Here is a 16,113-nt window from a genome sequence, read left to right as displayed (position 1 = left end):
ACTACTTAGTGATTAACCATTGACCGGGTTGTTAACTTAAGGTAAAAACTAACAATGAATTAACATAAAAACCCGTAAGAGAAACATGTGAACAGGACGCTTGCATTAATCTTCATTCTGCCACTTACAGCATTTGCACTGAATGAATGGCACATTCAAAGTGATGGTTTTAAAACAAAACCAAGCACACAGCAGTTTGTTGCCTCTTACAAAGCGCAGGCCGACCAAATAGCCCCACAGCCCATTGTGAACTTAACTGCGCCGCTTAATCAGCTATCTAATCATGCGCACGATTATCTATATAAACAAGGCCGTTTGCCTGACCAATTAGCAAACACCGCATTCAGCGAATTTGATTTAGACACCCTAAAAACCTTACAACCCGGCGATCACTTTATTTTAGTGATCGACGAATACCTCAGTTACACCGTCGAAATTAGTAACATTATTGAAGCCAGCAATGGCGATAGAAGTGTATTTGGCAAAGTCAATGATCATGCTAAAGCAGGCCATCAAGCCGTGATGACCCTCACAGAAAACACCCTACAAGGCCAATTTGATGCCGGTAATCAAAGCTACAAGTTTCAAAGCCATGGTGAGTACGGGTGGGTAACGAAGTTGTAGGTAACGGGTGTGAGTCTGTAGCTGCGATTTGACATCGCCTCCAAGAACCTAAATCCTAGCGCCCAGTGCCTAATGTATTAATTCGTAGGCGTGAAACTTGTTTCGCGCGAAATAAATTTAACGCCTACGGTATCGTATTTAGCCTTAGTAATGTGCTGGCACAAACTAACTCAAAGCTTACTGCTTCATAGCCGGCCATAAACTTTCACCGTCGCTGTCGATTGGGCTTAAAATCTCAAGGCCAAGAATTTTGGCGATCAGCGGGTACACATCTAAATTACTTACTTCGTCTAAACGAAGGCCTTGTTTAAAGGCGGGGCCAGTGGCGATAAAGGTTGCGGCCATATCTTCGCTGTAAGCGTAACCATGAGTGCCTAGGTAACCGGCCATTTTGCTGTCGGTAAACACACGAGGTGCGTCGGTTTGTAAAATAATATCGCCAACGCGCGGGCCTTTATTATAGTGATAATCACGCTTTTGCTGCTCGCTTAGTACGACGTAACGACCATCTGCGGCTTTAGCAAGCTTTTTGCTGAACCCGTTGATGTCTGCTTTGCTATCTGGTTTTGCATAATATAAAACCCGAGGGCCAGTGTTTTGCACTATGAAGTTTTCATCTTGCGGCAAGCTATCAATTTTAATGCTAAGGCTTGGATCAACAGACGTCATTCCGTGATCAGACACAATCACCAAGTTAATGTTTTCATCAAGCGCTTTTAAACGGCTCGATAAATCAGCCATTAAACTATCGAGCTTTTGCACTGCGTCATAAGTCTCTTTGGCATCTGGGCCAAACTCATGCCCCATGCTATCCACCAGCGAAAAGTAGCTTATAACCAAACGTGGACGCTGCGCTTTTGGTAAGCTCAACCACTGAATAATTTGATCAACACGCTTTTGGTAATCACTGTGTTTTGAATAATGATAAAAGTAATCAGGCAACATACCGTTAAAGCGCGCATCTGATTCAGGCCAAAAATAGGTTGCGGCTTTTAAGCCCTGCATTTGCGCTAGGTTCCAAAGCGGAATACCACTCACCCAAGTGCTATCGTCTTTCCCTTTCCCCATTTTGTAACAGTCGTTGCGCTCAGTATCACAAAAGCGGTTCTCGACAATGCCATGATTAACCGGCAACAAGCCGGTAATAATCGACAAATGATTCGGGAAGGTTTTGGTCGGGTAAACAGGACGCATTTTGCTAGCTCGTACGCCCTGCTCACTGATTGCTTTTAAGTGTTTTGCATGGTGTTTTTCAATATAATCCCAACGAAAGCCATCTATCGAAATAAGGACCACAGATTGCTCTTGCTCCGCTTTTACAGCCGAGCTAAACATTAATATACCCGCTAAAACTAATTGCCAAATACGCATGCGAAACCCTTTTAGTTCAATTTGTTAATTTGCTCAGAAACGTTACCAAACTGTTTTGAAAATTTTGTGATCATGCTCTCAAGCTTTTTCACACTACGCTTTAAACGTGAGCCGTTTATTAGGCTATAAATAAAGCCCCAAACGCCAGTAACCACACTTAATACAATAAACACAGCAACCGGAAGCCCATCTAAATGTTCGACCACTTGCGGGTAATTATTGAGTAAATCAATCCCGGCCTCTGGTACGAGTGTATTTATCAACGGGTAAAAATCTTGAGCATCAAAGTACCACGCTAGCCCTATTGACGTAAGGCCAAGCAGTACCATACGGTTAAAACCATGTACCATACCAAAGCTACGTACTGATGTGTTGCCATAGGCAATGTCTTTACTCACATTAACCGCATACTCTCGGTAATACTTATAATAACGCTTTGTGTCTACACTGCTGTAGGCGTAATACACCCAATCGCCGATATCAACTGAGCCCAATAAATCTTCACCGGCTTTAAAAACAAACGGCTCACCTGTGGCCGTTTCAAGCATAATTTCGCCTTTTAAAGTCGTGCTACGATTGCGATATACCTCTACGCGCTCTTTTACATCGCTACCCACATACATGCCACCTCGATAGGTGGTTGTTGTTTCAGTGGTGGTTACTGTTTCACGTGTTTCATTGGCATGTGCGCTTTGCTCTTTTTCTAATACTTTACCAAGCACAGCACGATGACGAATAGTGCCTTTTTCGTTACGTGCCCAAACATTTTTATGCACGTAATCGTTTTCATACGCAAGACTATATTCATCCATAATGGCATGCTCAAGCTCAGCGATACTAGTTGGTTTGGTTATAGTTGGCTCTAACGCTTTTTGAATGCTAATAGCTTGCTCATCATCTTTTGCAAGCGACTGTTCGTTTGCAGCAATCGCTTCAACATGTTGCTTAGCACCACAGCAATAGCAATGTGCCGCATCTTGGCTGATACGCTGCTGACACGAGATACAAATAACATCTGACTTACTCGGCGTTCTTGCCAGCATGTTATAACCCAATTGATTTAGGGTGGTCGATAGCATCACATCTGTTGCCGCTAAAATCGCATCATACTTTGCTTCTTGTTTGGCTTTGGCTTTTTTATGGTAGTTTTGCTCTGCCATAAACACCCCAATTGCCACAGGCAATGACGCAAGTAGCGCAGGCAAAAACTCAAGCTTTGCAGCGAACAACATGATTAAGAATGTAATAACACTTAGAACCAGCCACAATATCGTTCCACCAGTGTAGTTTCGGCTAATGGTTTTGTCCCAGCTGCGATATTGCTGATCGGCAAAATGCACAATCACAACTGGCATAAAACGGTCATTTTTAACTACCCGCCTAGCATTGCCATCAGCAATGCGATAATTAAGCGTTAACGGTGTTTCCTGAAAAGCAGTGATCACATTACCCTTTTGTAGGTTAGCAATTACATCTTTTTCTGCATCAACACTAAACTCATGAATAATGCCGTCTTTGTCTTCTACTTCTAGCCACCAATAACCATATAACATGTTGTCGTTATTGGTTTTATAGCGGCGCTTATAGTAATACATTGACTTCACAACACCTGTGATCGTACCCGCTTGTGGCGCATAGTTTTTTACATCAACCAGTAAATCAGGGTTGAGTTCCTCAACCGTGTGCATTTGTCTTTTTTGCTCAAGTGCTTCTCCACAATCACAACAGTGGAGGTCGGTGGCATACACCGTATTTTGGCAATGTTGCATTTTCATTCCTTGCTAATTACTTGCTTAAATCAATGGTTAATGTGTGTTCACCAGCATCAACTTGGTGCCAACGTCGATACGTTTTATATCCAGGCGCCGATACTTGAATATCATAAGCACCCGTTTTTAACGTCATGCCAGGACGATACTTCGGGCCGATATTCATGATACGAATTGTGGCATTCGCCGCATTCGTGGAGATTGTTAACTTAGTTTTTTGCTCAACCATGTATTGTCTGCGCTGCTGTTGTTCTGCACTTAAGTTGGCATCGCCATGACGCAAAATATCAACCTTAGCTAAAGCATGGCTCACTGGACTAAAACTCTCGTAAATATGCAGTTTTTCTTCAAATTCTAAGCCTAGAGGATGCAGCAAAGGCTGGGCATGCAAAGTCCAACGAATCGCATAACTAAACACCGGATTGCTCGATTCATCGACCTTGTCTAAAAAGTAGTTAACAGGGCTTTGGTCGTCTTCAGTAAAGGTGTTATGCACAAACATTACTGGCACTATCAAAATCAGCGCTGGCATAATCAGCTTTTGCAAAACAGATACAGCAGTGGTTGGTTGCTTTTCTTGCTGAGGTTTAATCAATTGCCATAGTTTTAACGGCAGCTTGCTAAAGGTTAAGCAAATCAAAAACAGTGACAACGACATCGAAATAGGCGGAATAATCACCGAACGGAGTGCTTGTTTACCGTACTCAGCATACTCGCCACCATCTGCAAATTTACCTTCTGAGCTATTAAGCATAGCTAGGTATTTGTCGGTGCGTTTTGCAATGTTTGGATCTAATACCTTGTCTTTGAAGTTCTTTTTATTCCAATCTGCGCGAATGTTTTTTACGTATAAATCGCCCATTCTGTCGGCAATTTTAGCTTGAATTTGCGGGTGTAACTGAAACGCAACCCAGCTTAAGTTTGGCTCTAAGCTCATACCACGTTTACGCATTTCGCTTTGCCAATGTGCATTCGCTTCGTTGGTAACTTTGGTTGCGACTGCATTAGCAAACGCTTGGCGTTGATTCACATTCCAATTGCTTTCAAGTTGTAAACCTTTACTAGCAAAGTGTGCTCTAAGCTTGTTTTGCGTTGTTTCGTGAGTACGAAACGCCACTAAGTTTTCAACCGTAAACGGGTAACCTGTCTCGCTAACAAACATCTTATGAAAGTTCGGATGCTGTAAAAAGCGTAACTGATAATGATCGGGATCATCGGTGTATTTGTAGCGTTTATCCTTAAGACCACCATCGCCACCTGTTGCTAAACTTGCCGCTTGCAGAGCTGTATAAACACCGCCAGTGAGCACCCCCATCAAAATAGTGCCTGCGGCATTTTCTGCAGCCGAGATTTCTTCTTCGATAAGCCAGTAATCAGGCTCTATATAGCCAATACCCGCTTTTAAAATAGTGCTTCGGTAGTCTGCTGCTTCGCGCTCATAGCAGCGATTACGGCGATCTTTTTCGCTGCTCTTATCATAACGCTCACGGCATTTAGCGATACTGTGATGGTAATCATAAATCTTAGGGCCATACTTTTGCGCTCGTGCCGATGCTTTGGCAATGTGGGCTTTTTGTGCTTGCTGATACTTGCTCCAGCCACTGTTGATCTCTTGCTCAACTTGCTGCCAATAACCTTGTTCACGTTCACCTATTCCAGCCAAAGTGTTGTTATACTTTTTACTGCCATCAGCATAGGCTTTGTATTTAACCACCAGCTCATCATATAGCTGGCTGTAGTTTTTATAATGTTTATCAAAATCTTGATACGCTTTCTTCTGCACAAAAGCAGCGATGATCTTACGTTTATCTTGCTCTAAATTATCTGAAAGTGCGGCATCGCTATACAGTAAGCCACCAAATAGCGCCAAAAAGGTTAAGTTCTCTGAACTATGTAATTGCTCAGGGTTATAATCGAGATCATTCACTTTAATCGAGTTAATTGCTAGAGCATCACGCAGTGCTGCACTGTACGTAGCAAACTGACGTTGCTCTGCTGTAGAGGGCTCAATCAAGGTCTTTTCAATTACATACTTCTGGCCAAAAAACACCACTGGCCAAACTAAACACAGTAAAGCGATAAACGAGATAAGTCCGCGGCCAACTTTAGCAACCATGGCTTTAGGTAAAAAGTCAGCTAACAGCAGCGCAACACCTACTCCAGACACTGCTCGGCCATAAATTTCAAGGTGTTCAAGATCTTCTGCTGAAGGAGTGCCTAACCCTACTAATGACACTAATTGGGCATTAAAAATTGCTTCGGGTAATAAATATAAAGTAGCTAAAACAAGTAGCAAGCAGCGCCACCAAAACGGCTTTATTAAATCAGTCATAGTTTTGTTCTTATTGTTTTTTACGTAGTTCTAGTTCAACAGCAGGATCTGTTTCTAGGCTAAAGTCTTCATCGGCTTGGCGAGTCCCTATTTCTAAATTAGGCGCTGAAGGAGTCGATGTTACTTTGGGAATATAAGTTTGTGCTTGCGTTGATTTAAGCGTGCCGCCCACCGCAGGATAAAGCTGATTAGCTTTATAAGCATACAGCTCATCTAAGCGTTCTAAATCAAGGTCTGCAGGCATACTAGCAATTAACTTAGCTTCTGGGTCATCGCTAAAAAACGGCCGCATTTTTGGCAACTCGAACACAGAACAAAAACCATATACGGTGTCGTCCATGATCACCGAGTCTGGACGCAGCGAACGTGACTGCGCTAATAAGCTGCGCTCATGATAGTCGTGACCATTAATTGAATATGTAGCAATCATAATGCCGCGCGCTTTAGCAACTGGTTTCAAGCGAGCTGCACTTTGCTTGTAATGACGAATATCAAGCACATAGCCAAAGTTACGTTTTAGCTGCTTTGCCAATTTATCAAGCTTAACAGGGCTGTCGTAACGCTTTTCACGATGGTAACGATTTCCAAGTGCTTGCAAGCTTTCAAGTTCTTCTTTGTTACGCTCATAAATAGGATCGCTCCCAGCACCGCGTTTTAGATCACTTGCTAGCTTATTCATTGAGGCTTTTGCCGGTGATTGAATAAATGCCAAATAAATGTCTGGGTTAATGTCGCGCATACGAGTAAGGTTGCGCATTTCTAAGCTACTAAAAAAGTAGTTTCCGCCGCCAACAAACTCATATGCCAAGTAATCAAGCATTTTTAAATCGTTAACTGAGGCCTTTGATTTTATTTCGATATTCAGTTTTTGATGGGGTTTACGATAGCGTGCAAACGTAGCTGCTAGCTCTCTAAATGATGGCGGCATTTTATCGGTAAGTAGCCCAGTATCTTGATTACGATGACGTAAATAGCCCCACTCTTTTTTGTAGTTCATCGACTCAATTTTACGACGCTTATTATCAACCGTGCCTGTTTCGCGGCCGGTGCGAGCATCATGATGCACAACCCACACATCGTCACGGGTAATACGCACGTCAATTTCAACAACATCAAAGTTGTTGTCGATAGCATCAATTACTGCGTTAAGCGAGTTTTCGGCGTAGCGAATTGAGCCACGGTGACTTTGTAAATTAAAGTTACTGCATTGCCTCGTTGTAGCGTAATTGATATTACCTAGCTGACTTTCGTAAAAACCACGGGCGCGAAGTGCATCCTGTTTGGCCTTAATGGCATTTTTTTCGACTACTGTTAAGGTGTTTTCAGTACTTGTTTCAGGGGTACTTTTACAAGCAGTTAAACCAATACAATACAAAAGAATACTGGCTAGCAGCCATGTTTTTTTAGACAGAGTTTGCATCATTGCTATACAGCCAAAAGGCTTTCCTTTCTAATTCAAGATAATGAAGAAGTGCGTGAAACTGAATAATATATGAATAAAGGACTTAATTTAAAGTAATAACTTTAATAAAAATGAATATTTTAATTTAAGATACAAGCTGTTAGATTAAATTTAATAACTAGCAAAGTTTTGCTAACAACATATAAAAGCCCGATTTTTACCGCTTTGTGGGAACGAAAAATGATCGATTTTGGTAAAAAAATTACCCCAGCACGCGAAATGCGTTCTACCAATAATTTACACACTGCGCTTGAAAGTGATCGGGGTCGTATTATTAACAGTGCAGCAATTCGCCGCTTACAACAAAAAACCCAAGTATTTCCACTTGAGCGCAATGCTGCAGTGCGTTCACGGCTGACTCACTCACTTGAAGTGCAACAGGTAGGCCGCTTTATTGTGCAAACCATTTTTAATAAGCTCAGTGATGCAAAGCAAAAAGAATATGGCCTAGCAGGACTTGAGCGGCCACTAGAAAGCCTCGTTGAAATGGCCTGCCTAATGCACGATATTGGCAACCCACCGTTTGGTCACTTTGGCGAAGCAGCCATTAATCAGTGGTTCGAGAAACACTTAGACTCACTAACCCCAGAGCGCTGTAAAGGCATTGGCATCAGCGTGATTTTTAAACACTTAGCCCAAGATATAAAAAGCTTTGAAGGTAATGCCCAAGGTATTCGTATAATTCATTCATTACTTTCACTAAATTTAACCTACAGCCAAAGTGCCGGAATTTTAAAATATACCCGCCCGGCCAGCATGGCAAAAAAAGACAGCCCACAAGATAAAAACTACTTGATGAAAAAAGTGGGTTACTATTTTAGCGAAAAGCCTTTTGTTGAAGCACTGCAAAATGAGTTAGAGATTGAACAATATTGCCGCCATCCTGCAAGCTACATTATGGAAGCCGCTGACGATATTTCGTATTGTTTAGCCGACATAGAAGATGCGGTCGAAAAAGGCATTATTAGTGTCGAGTCGCTTTGCGACAAGCTAAAAGAGCAATACACCCGCACACTCACAAACCTAACCATAGACGATACCAAACACAGCGACTTTGCCGAAAAAGCCATTGATTATGCGTTAAGTAAAGCGCAAGAGCAGCCATACAATTTTAACAGCGAATTTTTTATTTACCTGCGTGTGACCTTGCTACACCCATTAGTAAGCTACGCAGCAGAACGGTTTATCAGCAACATAGAAGCCATTTACCATGGTGATTTTAATCAAGCGTTATTAGAAGATCGTAGCCATCTGCACGCTGTCACGCTCACCTTAAAACAAGTGGCATTAAAGCACGTTTTTTGCCACAAAGAGGTAGAGCGCTTAGAGCTGCAAGGTTATCGAATCATTAGCGGTTTACTTGATTGCTACAAGCCCTTACTTGCCCTTGACGCCGATGCTTTTAAACGGGTTTTAAAAGGCGATCAACACTACTTAATTGAAACTCGTCTGGTGAAAAAACTATCTAATAAACATTTAAATAGCTATCAAAAAGCCATTGATGCCCTAAAAGCCGAACCGGATCATTTTACCGCCTACGAGTTCTATTATCGCTGCCGATTAATTCAAGATTACATAAGCGGAATGACCGACCAATTTGCTTATGACGAATACCGAGCGCTCATGGTGATCGATTGACTTTGCTATTTCGCTGAAATTATTTAATGAATGTGGATAAATTGCCCTACTGGGCTTAGAATTAACTCATTGTTTGGGTAACCAGATAAACCTTACTGGTCAGGAAACTATGCCAATTATAAAAACAACTTTATTACTATTACTTGCAAGTCTGAGCTTTACATCAAAAGCACAGTACAACGAAGCTATGTGTATTTTGTTAAAGCAACAAATGCATGAGTATCGTAACAACACTAGCAACAAAAATTATCGTTCAGCTGCCAGAAATTACGAAAAAAATTGCCAAAATCCTACCCCACTCAATAATGGTTCAAACCTTAAAGTTCAGCAACAGCCAACACAACCCGTTGAACCAGTAATTCAGAGTAATAGCACCCGCTCAACTCAACATTCAGGAGCAATACAAGGTACGCCTGAAGAACCAACACAGCCTACAGTTGAGCAAGCATCAGAGATTATTGAGCCGCAACAGCCTGCAGAACAATTACAAATAGAGCCAGAACCACTAGAAACGCAAAATACACAGCTAACACCACCAGTGCAGCAAACAGAAGAGCCCGCTGACGTTGATCGCATTATAATCTCTGATACCCCGACAGAAACTGTGGCCGAGCCTGTAACCTCTCCTGTGATGGAACAACAGCTTGATAACCCAGCGCCTGACAGTTCGCAAAACAGTGAAACTACAGATGTAAGAAAAGCTGTCGAGGCAGAACCTGTTGAGCCAGCATTTACACCGGAGCCTGCTGCTCCTTATGAAAGTGAAAATAGTTCTTCAAGCTCATTATTAATGCCAAGTTTAATTGTCTTGCTAGTACTACTTATTGCAGGCTTAGTGATTGTTCGTATTCGTCAAAATAAAAATACTGATGCAGACTCAGAGCTTGAGCAAAGCTTAATGCAAGCTAAGGCCCTAAAAGCAGCGGCCCAAGCGCAAGCTTCAGCAGAAAAAGAAGCCGAAGAACTTCAAGCTGCAACGGCTGCCGTACTAAATGAAAACTCAGAGCAGTCACAGCAAGACACTGATTCATTACCTGACTTCACAAATGAATTAACCGAAAAAAATGATAACGACGATCTCGCTGAACTAATGCACTTTAGTGCACAGCATGATAGTGAAAAGCCACAAACCCCATCTACACAAACAGCTGATGATTTTGCTGACGCCAAGCAATTTAATGATCTTGAACTTGGTTACGACGATAAAGACGTAAACGACTCTGATGATGACTTCTTAGATGAGCAACGAGGCCTAGAGCAAGAGCTAAAATTAGCGAGCCTTGCTTCATCTTACAGCATCAATGAAGAAACAACTCCAAAAGCAGAGGAATCTAAACAAGATGAATCTGAACTAGAAGAACCGAGAGATTCCGCTTCGTCATCATTCGGCTTTGATGAGTACACAACTAAAGAACCAATTGCCGAGGACGAGCCAGTTTTAACTGAGATAGAAGCACTAGAAAAACCTGAAATTGATGAGCTTGAGAAGCCAGAGATTGACGAGCCAAGCTTTACGAGTTCTTCATCATTTGGTTTTGATGAGTATTCAACAAAAGAACCTATTGCTGACGATGAACCTGTTTTAACTGAGATAGAAGCGATAGAAAAACCAGAAATTGATGAACTTGAGAAACCAGAGTTTGACGAGCCTAGCTTTACGAGTTCGTCATCGTTTGGTTTTGATGAGTATAAAGCTAAAGAGCCTATTGCTGACGATGAACCAGTTTTAACTGAGATAGAAGAGCTAGAAAAACCTGAAATCGATGAGCTTGAAAAACCAGAGTTTGACGAGCCAAGCTTTACGAGTTCGTCATCGTTTGGTTTTGATGAATACTCAACAAAAGAGCCTATTGCTGACGACGAGCCGTCTAGAGATGACGTGCCTGAATATGACTTATCGTCATTGATGGGTGATGATTTATCGTTTGCTGATCATTTTGCTGAAGATAAACAAACAGTCACGGCTCCAAGCACAACAGACGATCACGACGACATTAGCGATGATGATTTAGCAAAAGCCTTACAAGCGCTTGAACAAGAGCTACAGGACGAACCTGCGTCATTTAGCCCTGAAGAACCAACAAAACCTGCTGAAGATACGGTTGATTTGTCTGTCGAACTGAGTAACGACGATATGCTAGAACAGATGGCTAGTGACTCTGATGAAGCTGATAAAGAAACAAATTTAGAGACCGAGCAACAAGATGATAAGCCGTATAATCCATTTGCGAACTTATCGCTTGATCCTACGTGGGATCCTAATTCTGACGAAAAGCCTGTGATAAAAAGTAAAACCAAACAGCCAAAATCACAAGCTCTTATTGATGCAGAAGAACGCGCTAAACAGCTTAAAACAGATGAGTGATTAAGTAACGAGAAACGAACCTGTAGCAGATTTTACACCGCGTCCTAGCGCCTAAAGCCCAGTGCCTATTGTTTCCCCCGTAGGACTGGCTTTAGCCGGGAATGGTTTGAGTAAATAACGAGAAGTGAGTTTCGAGAGACGAATTTGTAGCAGCGATTTCATATCGCGTCCTTGCGCCTAAAGCCCAGTGCCTGTGCTTGCATGGCGCGCGAAATAAATTTCACGCCTACTGTATACTCACTTCACCACAGGTCGTGGGCGCATCAACCAATGAAATATAAAAATCAGCCCAAAAAACACTGATACCGCTAAAACACATAATACAATTATATTGGTCGGTAAGAAGGAATCTGTTGTGTTGCTGTAGCGCTTTAATTGCTGTTGCGCACTCAGTTTTGCTCGTTCTGTTTTACTTGGCAGCACAAACTCATGAAACGAATCTGTCAGCTTAGCTTCAGAACGCGCGATTTGTGTATTCTTTTGCTGCCAGAGCGTATCAAATTTCTGAAATTGAAACTGTTTATTGTCAATACACCAATCTAGATATTTAAGCTCAAGAGGCTGATTAAAGCAGCGTGTTGGCATCACGTAAAAACGTTGCCACGCAGCTTGTTTTTCTAAATAAGCTTTTTGAGACAACGGTTTAGCTAGTTGGTTTTCAAGTAAACTAATATCAGGATTAAAAAGCGCAGCTTTACGGTCAGCTATTTGTTCATTGGTAAAACATGTTTCAGCAAATCGAGCAGATAAGTTCTGAATTTGCTGTTTATAAATTTCTATTTTATCAAGTACATGAGACTTTCTTAACGCAGATTGCAATTCAGCGCGCTCAGTTTGAATACTTTTGCACTCATTAGAAAGGATTGGCTCTTTCGCCCGTGTAGATACAGCTACTAGCAATAGCACTGTAAGCATTAAAGTCCGTTTAAACATGAATTTACGTCACTGTAAAATTTAGAGGTACAGACTAACAGCTTCAAATAAAACTGCAACAAATCTGCGCTAAATTCACCTGAAAGACTGATAAATTGCTAGTTCGATTTATGTTCTCACAAAGTGAAAGAGCAATAACAAATCTGAATATTAATTCTTGCCAAAGTAAAACTGTTTATCATCCAATGCATATTGCTCAAGTAACCACACTTTAAACAGCTGCATAACCAATACATAGGCAAAGAACAAACAGTCTCAGCCAAACTGTTTGCAAAACGCCCAATGGCCGCGTGTTTAACCCGCGAAAAAGCTAAACAAATTCTGCATATGCTGTAACCATTTCAACCTTGTAAACTAGGCTACGAATAGCAGTACTTCCCCAGTAGCCTAGTTTTTTACCTGTCGGTGTGAAACTTGTTTTGTACTTTGAGAGTATGAAATTTGAAAGGTTTAAATGGGTTTCTCTATGTAGTGCAAAGCGCCTCGGTGCTCCCTAAAGTTCAAATATTTTTATTCACAAAGAGAAGTGAATGAGAAAACAATGAGATACAGCCAATTAGTTAATTGCCTCTAAAGCGCAGCGCCTCGGTGTACTCAGTGGTTCAATACCTTTATTCACTAAGAGAACTGAATGAGAAAACAATGAGATACAACCAATTAGTTATTTTCCTCTAAAGCGCAGCGCCTCATAATCTCTTTGTGAAATTACCTTTCCTATGTAGCGCGCAGCGCCTCGGTGCACTCAGCGGTTCAATACCTTTATTCACAAAGAGAACTGAACGAGAAGACAATGAGATACAACCAATTAATGCTCTTCTCTAAAGCGCAGCGCCTCTTAATCCTCTTTGTGCATATTAAACTAAAGCTCTTCCACTTTCTCTACCTCAACTGGCTCTGCCAACGCATTTTCATAAAATGCGAACACCGCTTGGGTATAAGGCTGAGCATAATGCTCATCAAGGGCGGCTTGCGATTCAAACTGCTCAACTAAAAACAAACAACGCTGCTCTTTGCTCGCAAACAACTCAAAACGATTACAACCAGGTTCTGCGCGAGTGGCTGCTAATATGCCCTGTAAACGCCCTTTACAGTCATCAAATAATGCTGCCTTTGGGGTAATTTTTGCCACGATATTAATCATACTGACTCCTTACTATATAACTTTAAAACCAATGCCCTAATTGGCGGGGCAACCGTAAAAGCCACCACAAACGCAGCAGGCCATGCATTAGCAAACGCCTTCATCCAACTTAGAAAAAATGTATCGCTCAGCCCTAAGTTGACATAAGTGACCCATGCCGAAAGTAAAAACGACATTAAAAACGAAAATGCCGCAGTAAAAGTAAAATGAATTTTCATATGTCCTCCTTGGCGTTACTATATTTGTACAGGCCAAGTGGCAACAGTCACGAAAATGCAAACTAAGATTGAGGGAGTCGTATGCTGGATGATCTGCATTTATTTATTGAAATAGCGCGCCGTAAAAGCATGAGCCAAACAGCAAAAGATTTAGGACTGAATCTTTCAACTCTATCAAGGCGCATTCAGGCATTAGAAGAAAAACTCGCCGAGCCATTACTGCAACGCACAGCCCGCGGCATTGTGTTAACCGCCAAAGGTGAATCACTGTATAACGAGTTAGGCGAGCAGGTGCTTGCTCTTAACAGCCAGCTTGAGCAACTAAATGACTCGCCCGCCGCTAAAGAGTTTTACCTGTTGTGCCCACAAAACATCATTGCGGGCCCACTGATGGGGGCAGTTAATCAGTTTGCGATGGCAAACCCTGCGCTAAACCTCCACATTTACCCAAGTAATGCCAACAGCCAACTAAGCCAAAAACGTTTTGACTTAGCCATTCGCATCGGCGATCAACAAGACTCAAGCTACTTTCAAAAGCGCCTAGGCATGATCGCAATAAAGCTGATTAAAAAGAAAGATGCCCCAACATCAAGGCTGATATTGCCCTATTCAGAATCACAACTCCCCAGCGGTTTGCTTAACAAATTAAAAACCGAGTATGAACATATAAGCTTTTGTTTTGACATTACAATCGCCAGAAAAATGGTTGAAGCAGGCTATGGCATTGGCTTATTACCCATGAGCGAAATTTGCTGTATAAACGACACCAGCAACTTTAGTTATATCGACTCCCCCCACGATATTCCCGCAAGGCCAATTTACGCCCTCTGGCCACATTCACGCACACCATCAGCGAATGCCCAGTTGTTGATAGAGCAACTCCAAACCAGTATTGCAAACTCACCGAGTTTACAAGGAGAGGTGTTGAAACTGTAGTTGCGAGGCATCGTAGGTCGGGCTTTAGCCCGTCAAATAACTCAATCTTTAAACCAACGATAAAGACCAAACACAAACAACATGGCCGCAATGCCAGCCAAGGCTAATTGCCAAATTTTAAGGTCATTCAACTTTGTCACTTGCGGACCAACACTCTCATTTAAAGGAATTGAAGCTTGTTTAACGGGTGCTTCGATTATCGGGCTGTTTATCGCAACTTGGCTTGTGGTTTTATTTGCATTAATTTCTGTAATGGTTGGCTTTACTGTAATAACAATATCTTTATGGCTTGCTTTTGAATTACCGCTCCAAGCCGATTCAAATAGCGCCTTTTGCTCAGCTTTATTTTCGCTACACCATACAAAATCAGCTTGCTGAATTTTCTTCGCTCTACAACGTTTTGGTAATTGATAAAATTGCCCCCAAGCTTGGCGCTTTTTATCGTCATTATATGAATTTGAATACACCGTAGAGTTATGTACTTTGGTGTTTAAAAGTGCGGTAGGGTTAGAGCGATACGTATAATTACCGCCATTACCAGAACTTCTTTTTGGGTGTTTACAGTGTCTCGCCAGCAGCGTAAAAAGCTCATCTAAACGTTGATTCCAACGTTCACCTTGCCTAGCCGTGTAGCTACGATTCATTCTCTTACGAATGCCCTCGCGTTCAGCCTCAATGTTATCGCAGCGGCTTTTTGAATATTGCTCTTCAGCAACCGTGTTGAAACTCGCAAGCAAAGTAGCGAGTAATAAAATCCATTTCTTCATAACATTACATCTGTGTAATTTGGTAAGCCACATTGTACCAAAATTAGGGCGAGGAAAAAGTGACCTTTTAACGATTTATTTAAGTTATGTCGCGTTGGCGACGGCAACCAAAGAGAAGTAAACGCCAATCTCTGAGATGCATTTAATTATCTAAAATCCATCATTAAGTTTAATATTTTAATTTTGCATTTCGATGGTACCCTATACGCATACATGGCAGAATGGATTTCTCATGATTTTAAAAGATAAAGCACCTTCAACCTCACTATCAATCAAGATTAAAGCTGGGGACAAGCAAGAGCTAGATGTCGCATTTTATTTGCGCCGAGCATTCAAAGATCACCCACAAGTATTCGTATTTAATGATGTTAAATTTAAGCACAATAACGAATCAGCGCAGATAGACCACTTAATTGTTTATACATATGGGGGCGTTGTTTCCTAAAAGTTTGAACTATCTTGCCAGCCTGTGATCAGATCATCTATATCCTACTAGCCCGTGCAACAACAATGAGCAAAATCACAAACTGGTCTCACTATAATCAAGCCCTCGTTAA

Annotated in this window: 12 protein-coding genes and 1 pseudogene; 5 read left to right on the top strand and 8 right to left on the bottom strand. The window is 41.7% G+C overall.

Annotation, left to right across the window (positions count from 1 at the left end; genetic code table 11):
• Window positions 1-87: 87 nt before the first annotated feature.
• Complete coding sequence (locus L1266_RS15340) at window positions 88-624, top strand: hypothetical protein (protein ID WP_138619797.1); 537 nt, start codon at window positions 88-90, stop codon at window positions 622-624.
• A gap of 177 nt (window positions 625-801) precedes the next feature.
• Here the strand turns inward: L1266_RS15340 and L1266_RS15335 are convergent, their stop codons facing one another.
• The 4 genes from L1266_RS15335 to L1266_RS15320 are packed head-to-tail and all read right to left on the bottom strand — an operon-like array spanning window position 802 to window position 7,519.
• Complete coding sequence (locus L1266_RS15335; protein ID WP_166338313.1) at window positions 802-1,995, bottom strand: alkaline phosphatase family protein; 1,194 nt, start codon at window positions 1,993-1,995, stop codon at window positions 802-804.
• Window positions 1,996-2,006: 11 nt separating this feature from the next.
• Window positions 2,007-3,764 carry a hypothetical protein gene (locus tag L1266_RS15330; protein WP_235377839.1) on the bottom strand — a complete coding sequence of 586 codons (1,758 nt, stop codon included), beginning with the start codon at window positions 3,762-3,764 and terminating at the stop codon, window positions 2,007-2,009.
• A 16-nt stretch (window positions 3,765-3,780) separates the two neighbouring features.
• Window positions 3,781-6,096, bottom strand: coding sequence for a carboxypeptidase-like regulatory domain-containing protein (locus L1266_RS15325; RefSeq protein ID WP_235377838.1), 2,316 nt, complete (start codon window positions 6,094-6,096; stop codon window positions 3,781-3,783).
• A gap of 10 nt (window positions 6,097-6,106) precedes the next feature.
• The gene (locus tag L1266_RS15320; protein WP_235377837.1) at window positions 6,107-7,519 is read right to left on the bottom strand and encodes a glycerophosphodiester phosphodiesterase; all 1,413 of its coding nucleotides are present in this window, start codon (window positions 7,517-7,519) and stop codon (window positions 6,107-6,109) included.
• 219 nt (window positions 7,520-7,738) lie between these two features.
• Here L1266_RS15320 and dgt point away from each other — a divergent pair, with 219 nt between their 5' ends.
• Window positions 7,739-9,196: a dGTPase gene (dgt, locus tag L1266_RS15315; RefSeq protein WP_166338309.1), complete on the top strand. Its 1,458-nt coding sequence runs from the start codon at window positions 7,739-7,741 to the stop codon at window positions 9,194-9,196.
• A 109-nt stretch (window positions 9,197-9,305) separates the two neighbouring features.
• The gene (locus tag L1266_RS15310) at window positions 9,306-11,561 is read left to right on the top strand and encodes a hypothetical protein (protein ID WP_235377836.1); all 2,256 of its coding nucleotides are present in this window, start codon (window positions 9,306-9,308) and stop codon (window positions 11,559-11,561) included.
• A gap of 237 nt (window positions 11,562-11,798) precedes the next feature.
• On the opposite strand, the gene L1266_RS15305 is transcribed toward L1266_RS15310, so the two are convergent.
• From L1266_RS15305 to L1266_RS15295, 3 genes are all read right to left on the bottom strand, one after another.
• Window positions 11,799-12,494: a hypothetical protein gene (locus tag L1266_RS15305; protein WP_138618960.1), complete on the bottom strand. Its 696-nt coding sequence runs from the start codon at window positions 12,492-12,494 to the stop codon at window positions 11,799-11,801.
• A gap of 859 nt (window positions 12,495-13,353) precedes the next feature.
• The gene (locus L1266_RS15300) at window positions 13,354-13,635 is read right to left on the bottom strand and encodes a putative quinol monooxygenase (RefSeq protein ID WP_054553427.1); all 282 of its coding nucleotides are present in this window, start codon (window positions 13,633-13,635) and stop codon (window positions 13,354-13,356) included.
• Window positions 13,632-13,853, bottom strand: a complete 222-nt coding sequence (locus L1266_RS15295) for a DUF2798 domain-containing protein (RefSeq protein ID WP_054563225.1) — start codon at window positions 13,851-13,853, stop codon at window positions 13,632-13,634. The genes L1266_RS15300 and L1266_RS15295 overlap by 4 nt, the downstream gene beginning before the upstream one ends.
• An 81-nt stretch (window positions 13,854-13,934) precedes the next feature.
• Between L1266_RS15295 and L1266_RS15290 the strand changes: the two genes are divergently transcribed.
• Window positions 13,935-14,789: a LysR family transcriptional regulator gene (locus L1266_RS15290; RefSeq protein WP_235377835.1), complete on the top strand. Its 855-nt coding sequence runs from the start codon at window positions 13,935-13,937 to the stop codon at window positions 14,787-14,789.
• A 41-nt stretch (window positions 14,790-14,830) separates the two neighbouring features.
• Here the strand turns inward: L1266_RS15290 and L1266_RS15285 are convergent, their stop codons facing one another.
• Window positions 14,831-15,556 (bottom strand): hypothetical protein, encoded by a 726-nt coding sequence (locus L1266_RS15285; RefSeq protein ID WP_235377834.1) that lies wholly within the window; start codon window positions 15,554-15,556, stop codon window positions 14,831-14,833.
• A gap of 232 nt (window positions 15,557-15,788) precedes the next feature.
• Here L1266_RS15285 and L1266_RS15280 point away from each other — a divergent pair.
• Window positions 15,789-15,995: pseudogene (locus L1266_RS15280) on the top strand (nuclease-related domain-containing protein); the annotation flags it as partial.
• Window positions 15,996-16,113: the final 118 nt, after the last annotated feature.

Source organism: Pseudoalteromonas sp. Cn5-37 (genome assembly GCF_021532495.1).
In the GTDB taxonomy this organism is placed as follows: Bacteria; Pseudomonadota; Gammaproteobacteria; order Enterobacterales; family Alteromonadaceae; genus Pseudoalteromonas; species Pseudoalteromonas simplex.
Note: the sequence above shows the minus strand (reverse complement) of the source record. Positions and strands in the feature narration are given on the sequence as shown.

Excerpts from the sequence above, each read along its gene's own strand:
- L1266_RS15330 (WP_235377839.1), bottom strand. The coding sequence starts at position 3,764 with ATGCAACATTGCCAAAATACGGTGTATGCCACCGACCTCCACTGTTGT.
- L1266_RS15290 (WP_235377835.1), top strand. The coding sequence starts at position 13,935 with ATGCTGGATGATCTGCATTTATTTATTGAAATAGCGCGCCGTAAAAGC.
- L1266_RS15300 (WP_054553427.1), bottom strand. The coding sequence starts at position 13,635 with ATGATTAATATCGTGGCAAAAATTACCCCAAAGGCAGCATTATTTGAT.
- L1266_RS15285 (WP_235377834.1), bottom strand. The coding sequence starts at position 15,556 with ATGAAGAAATGGATTTTATTACTCGCTACTTTGCTTGCGAGTTTCAAC.
- L1266_RS15310 (WP_235377836.1), top strand. The coding sequence starts at position 9,306 with ATGCCAATTATAAAAACAACTTTATTACTATTACTTGCAAGTCTGAGC.
- dgt (WP_166338309.1), top strand. The coding sequence starts at position 7,739 with ATGATCGATTTTGGTAAAAAAATTACCCCAGCACGCGAAATGCGTTCT.
- L1266_RS15305 (WP_138618960.1), bottom strand. The coding sequence starts at position 12,494 with ATGTTTAAACGGACTTTAATGCTTACAGTGCTATTGCTAGTAGCTGTA.
- L1266_RS15335 (WP_166338313.1), bottom strand. The coding sequence starts at position 1,995 with ATGCGTATTTGGCAATTAGTTTTAGCGGGTATATTAATGTTTAGCTCG.
- L1266_RS15295 (WP_054563225.1), bottom strand. The coding sequence starts at position 13,853 with ATGAAAATTCATTTTACTTTTACTGCGGCATTTTCGTTTTTAATGTCG.
- L1266_RS15320 (WP_235377837.1), bottom strand. The coding sequence starts at position 7,519 with ATGATGCAAACTCTGTCTAAAAAAACATGGCTGCTAGCCAGTATTCTT.
- L1266_RS15325 (WP_235377838.1), bottom strand. The coding sequence starts at position 6,096 with ATGACTGATTTAATAAAGCCGTTTTGGTGGCGCTGCTTGCTACTTGTT.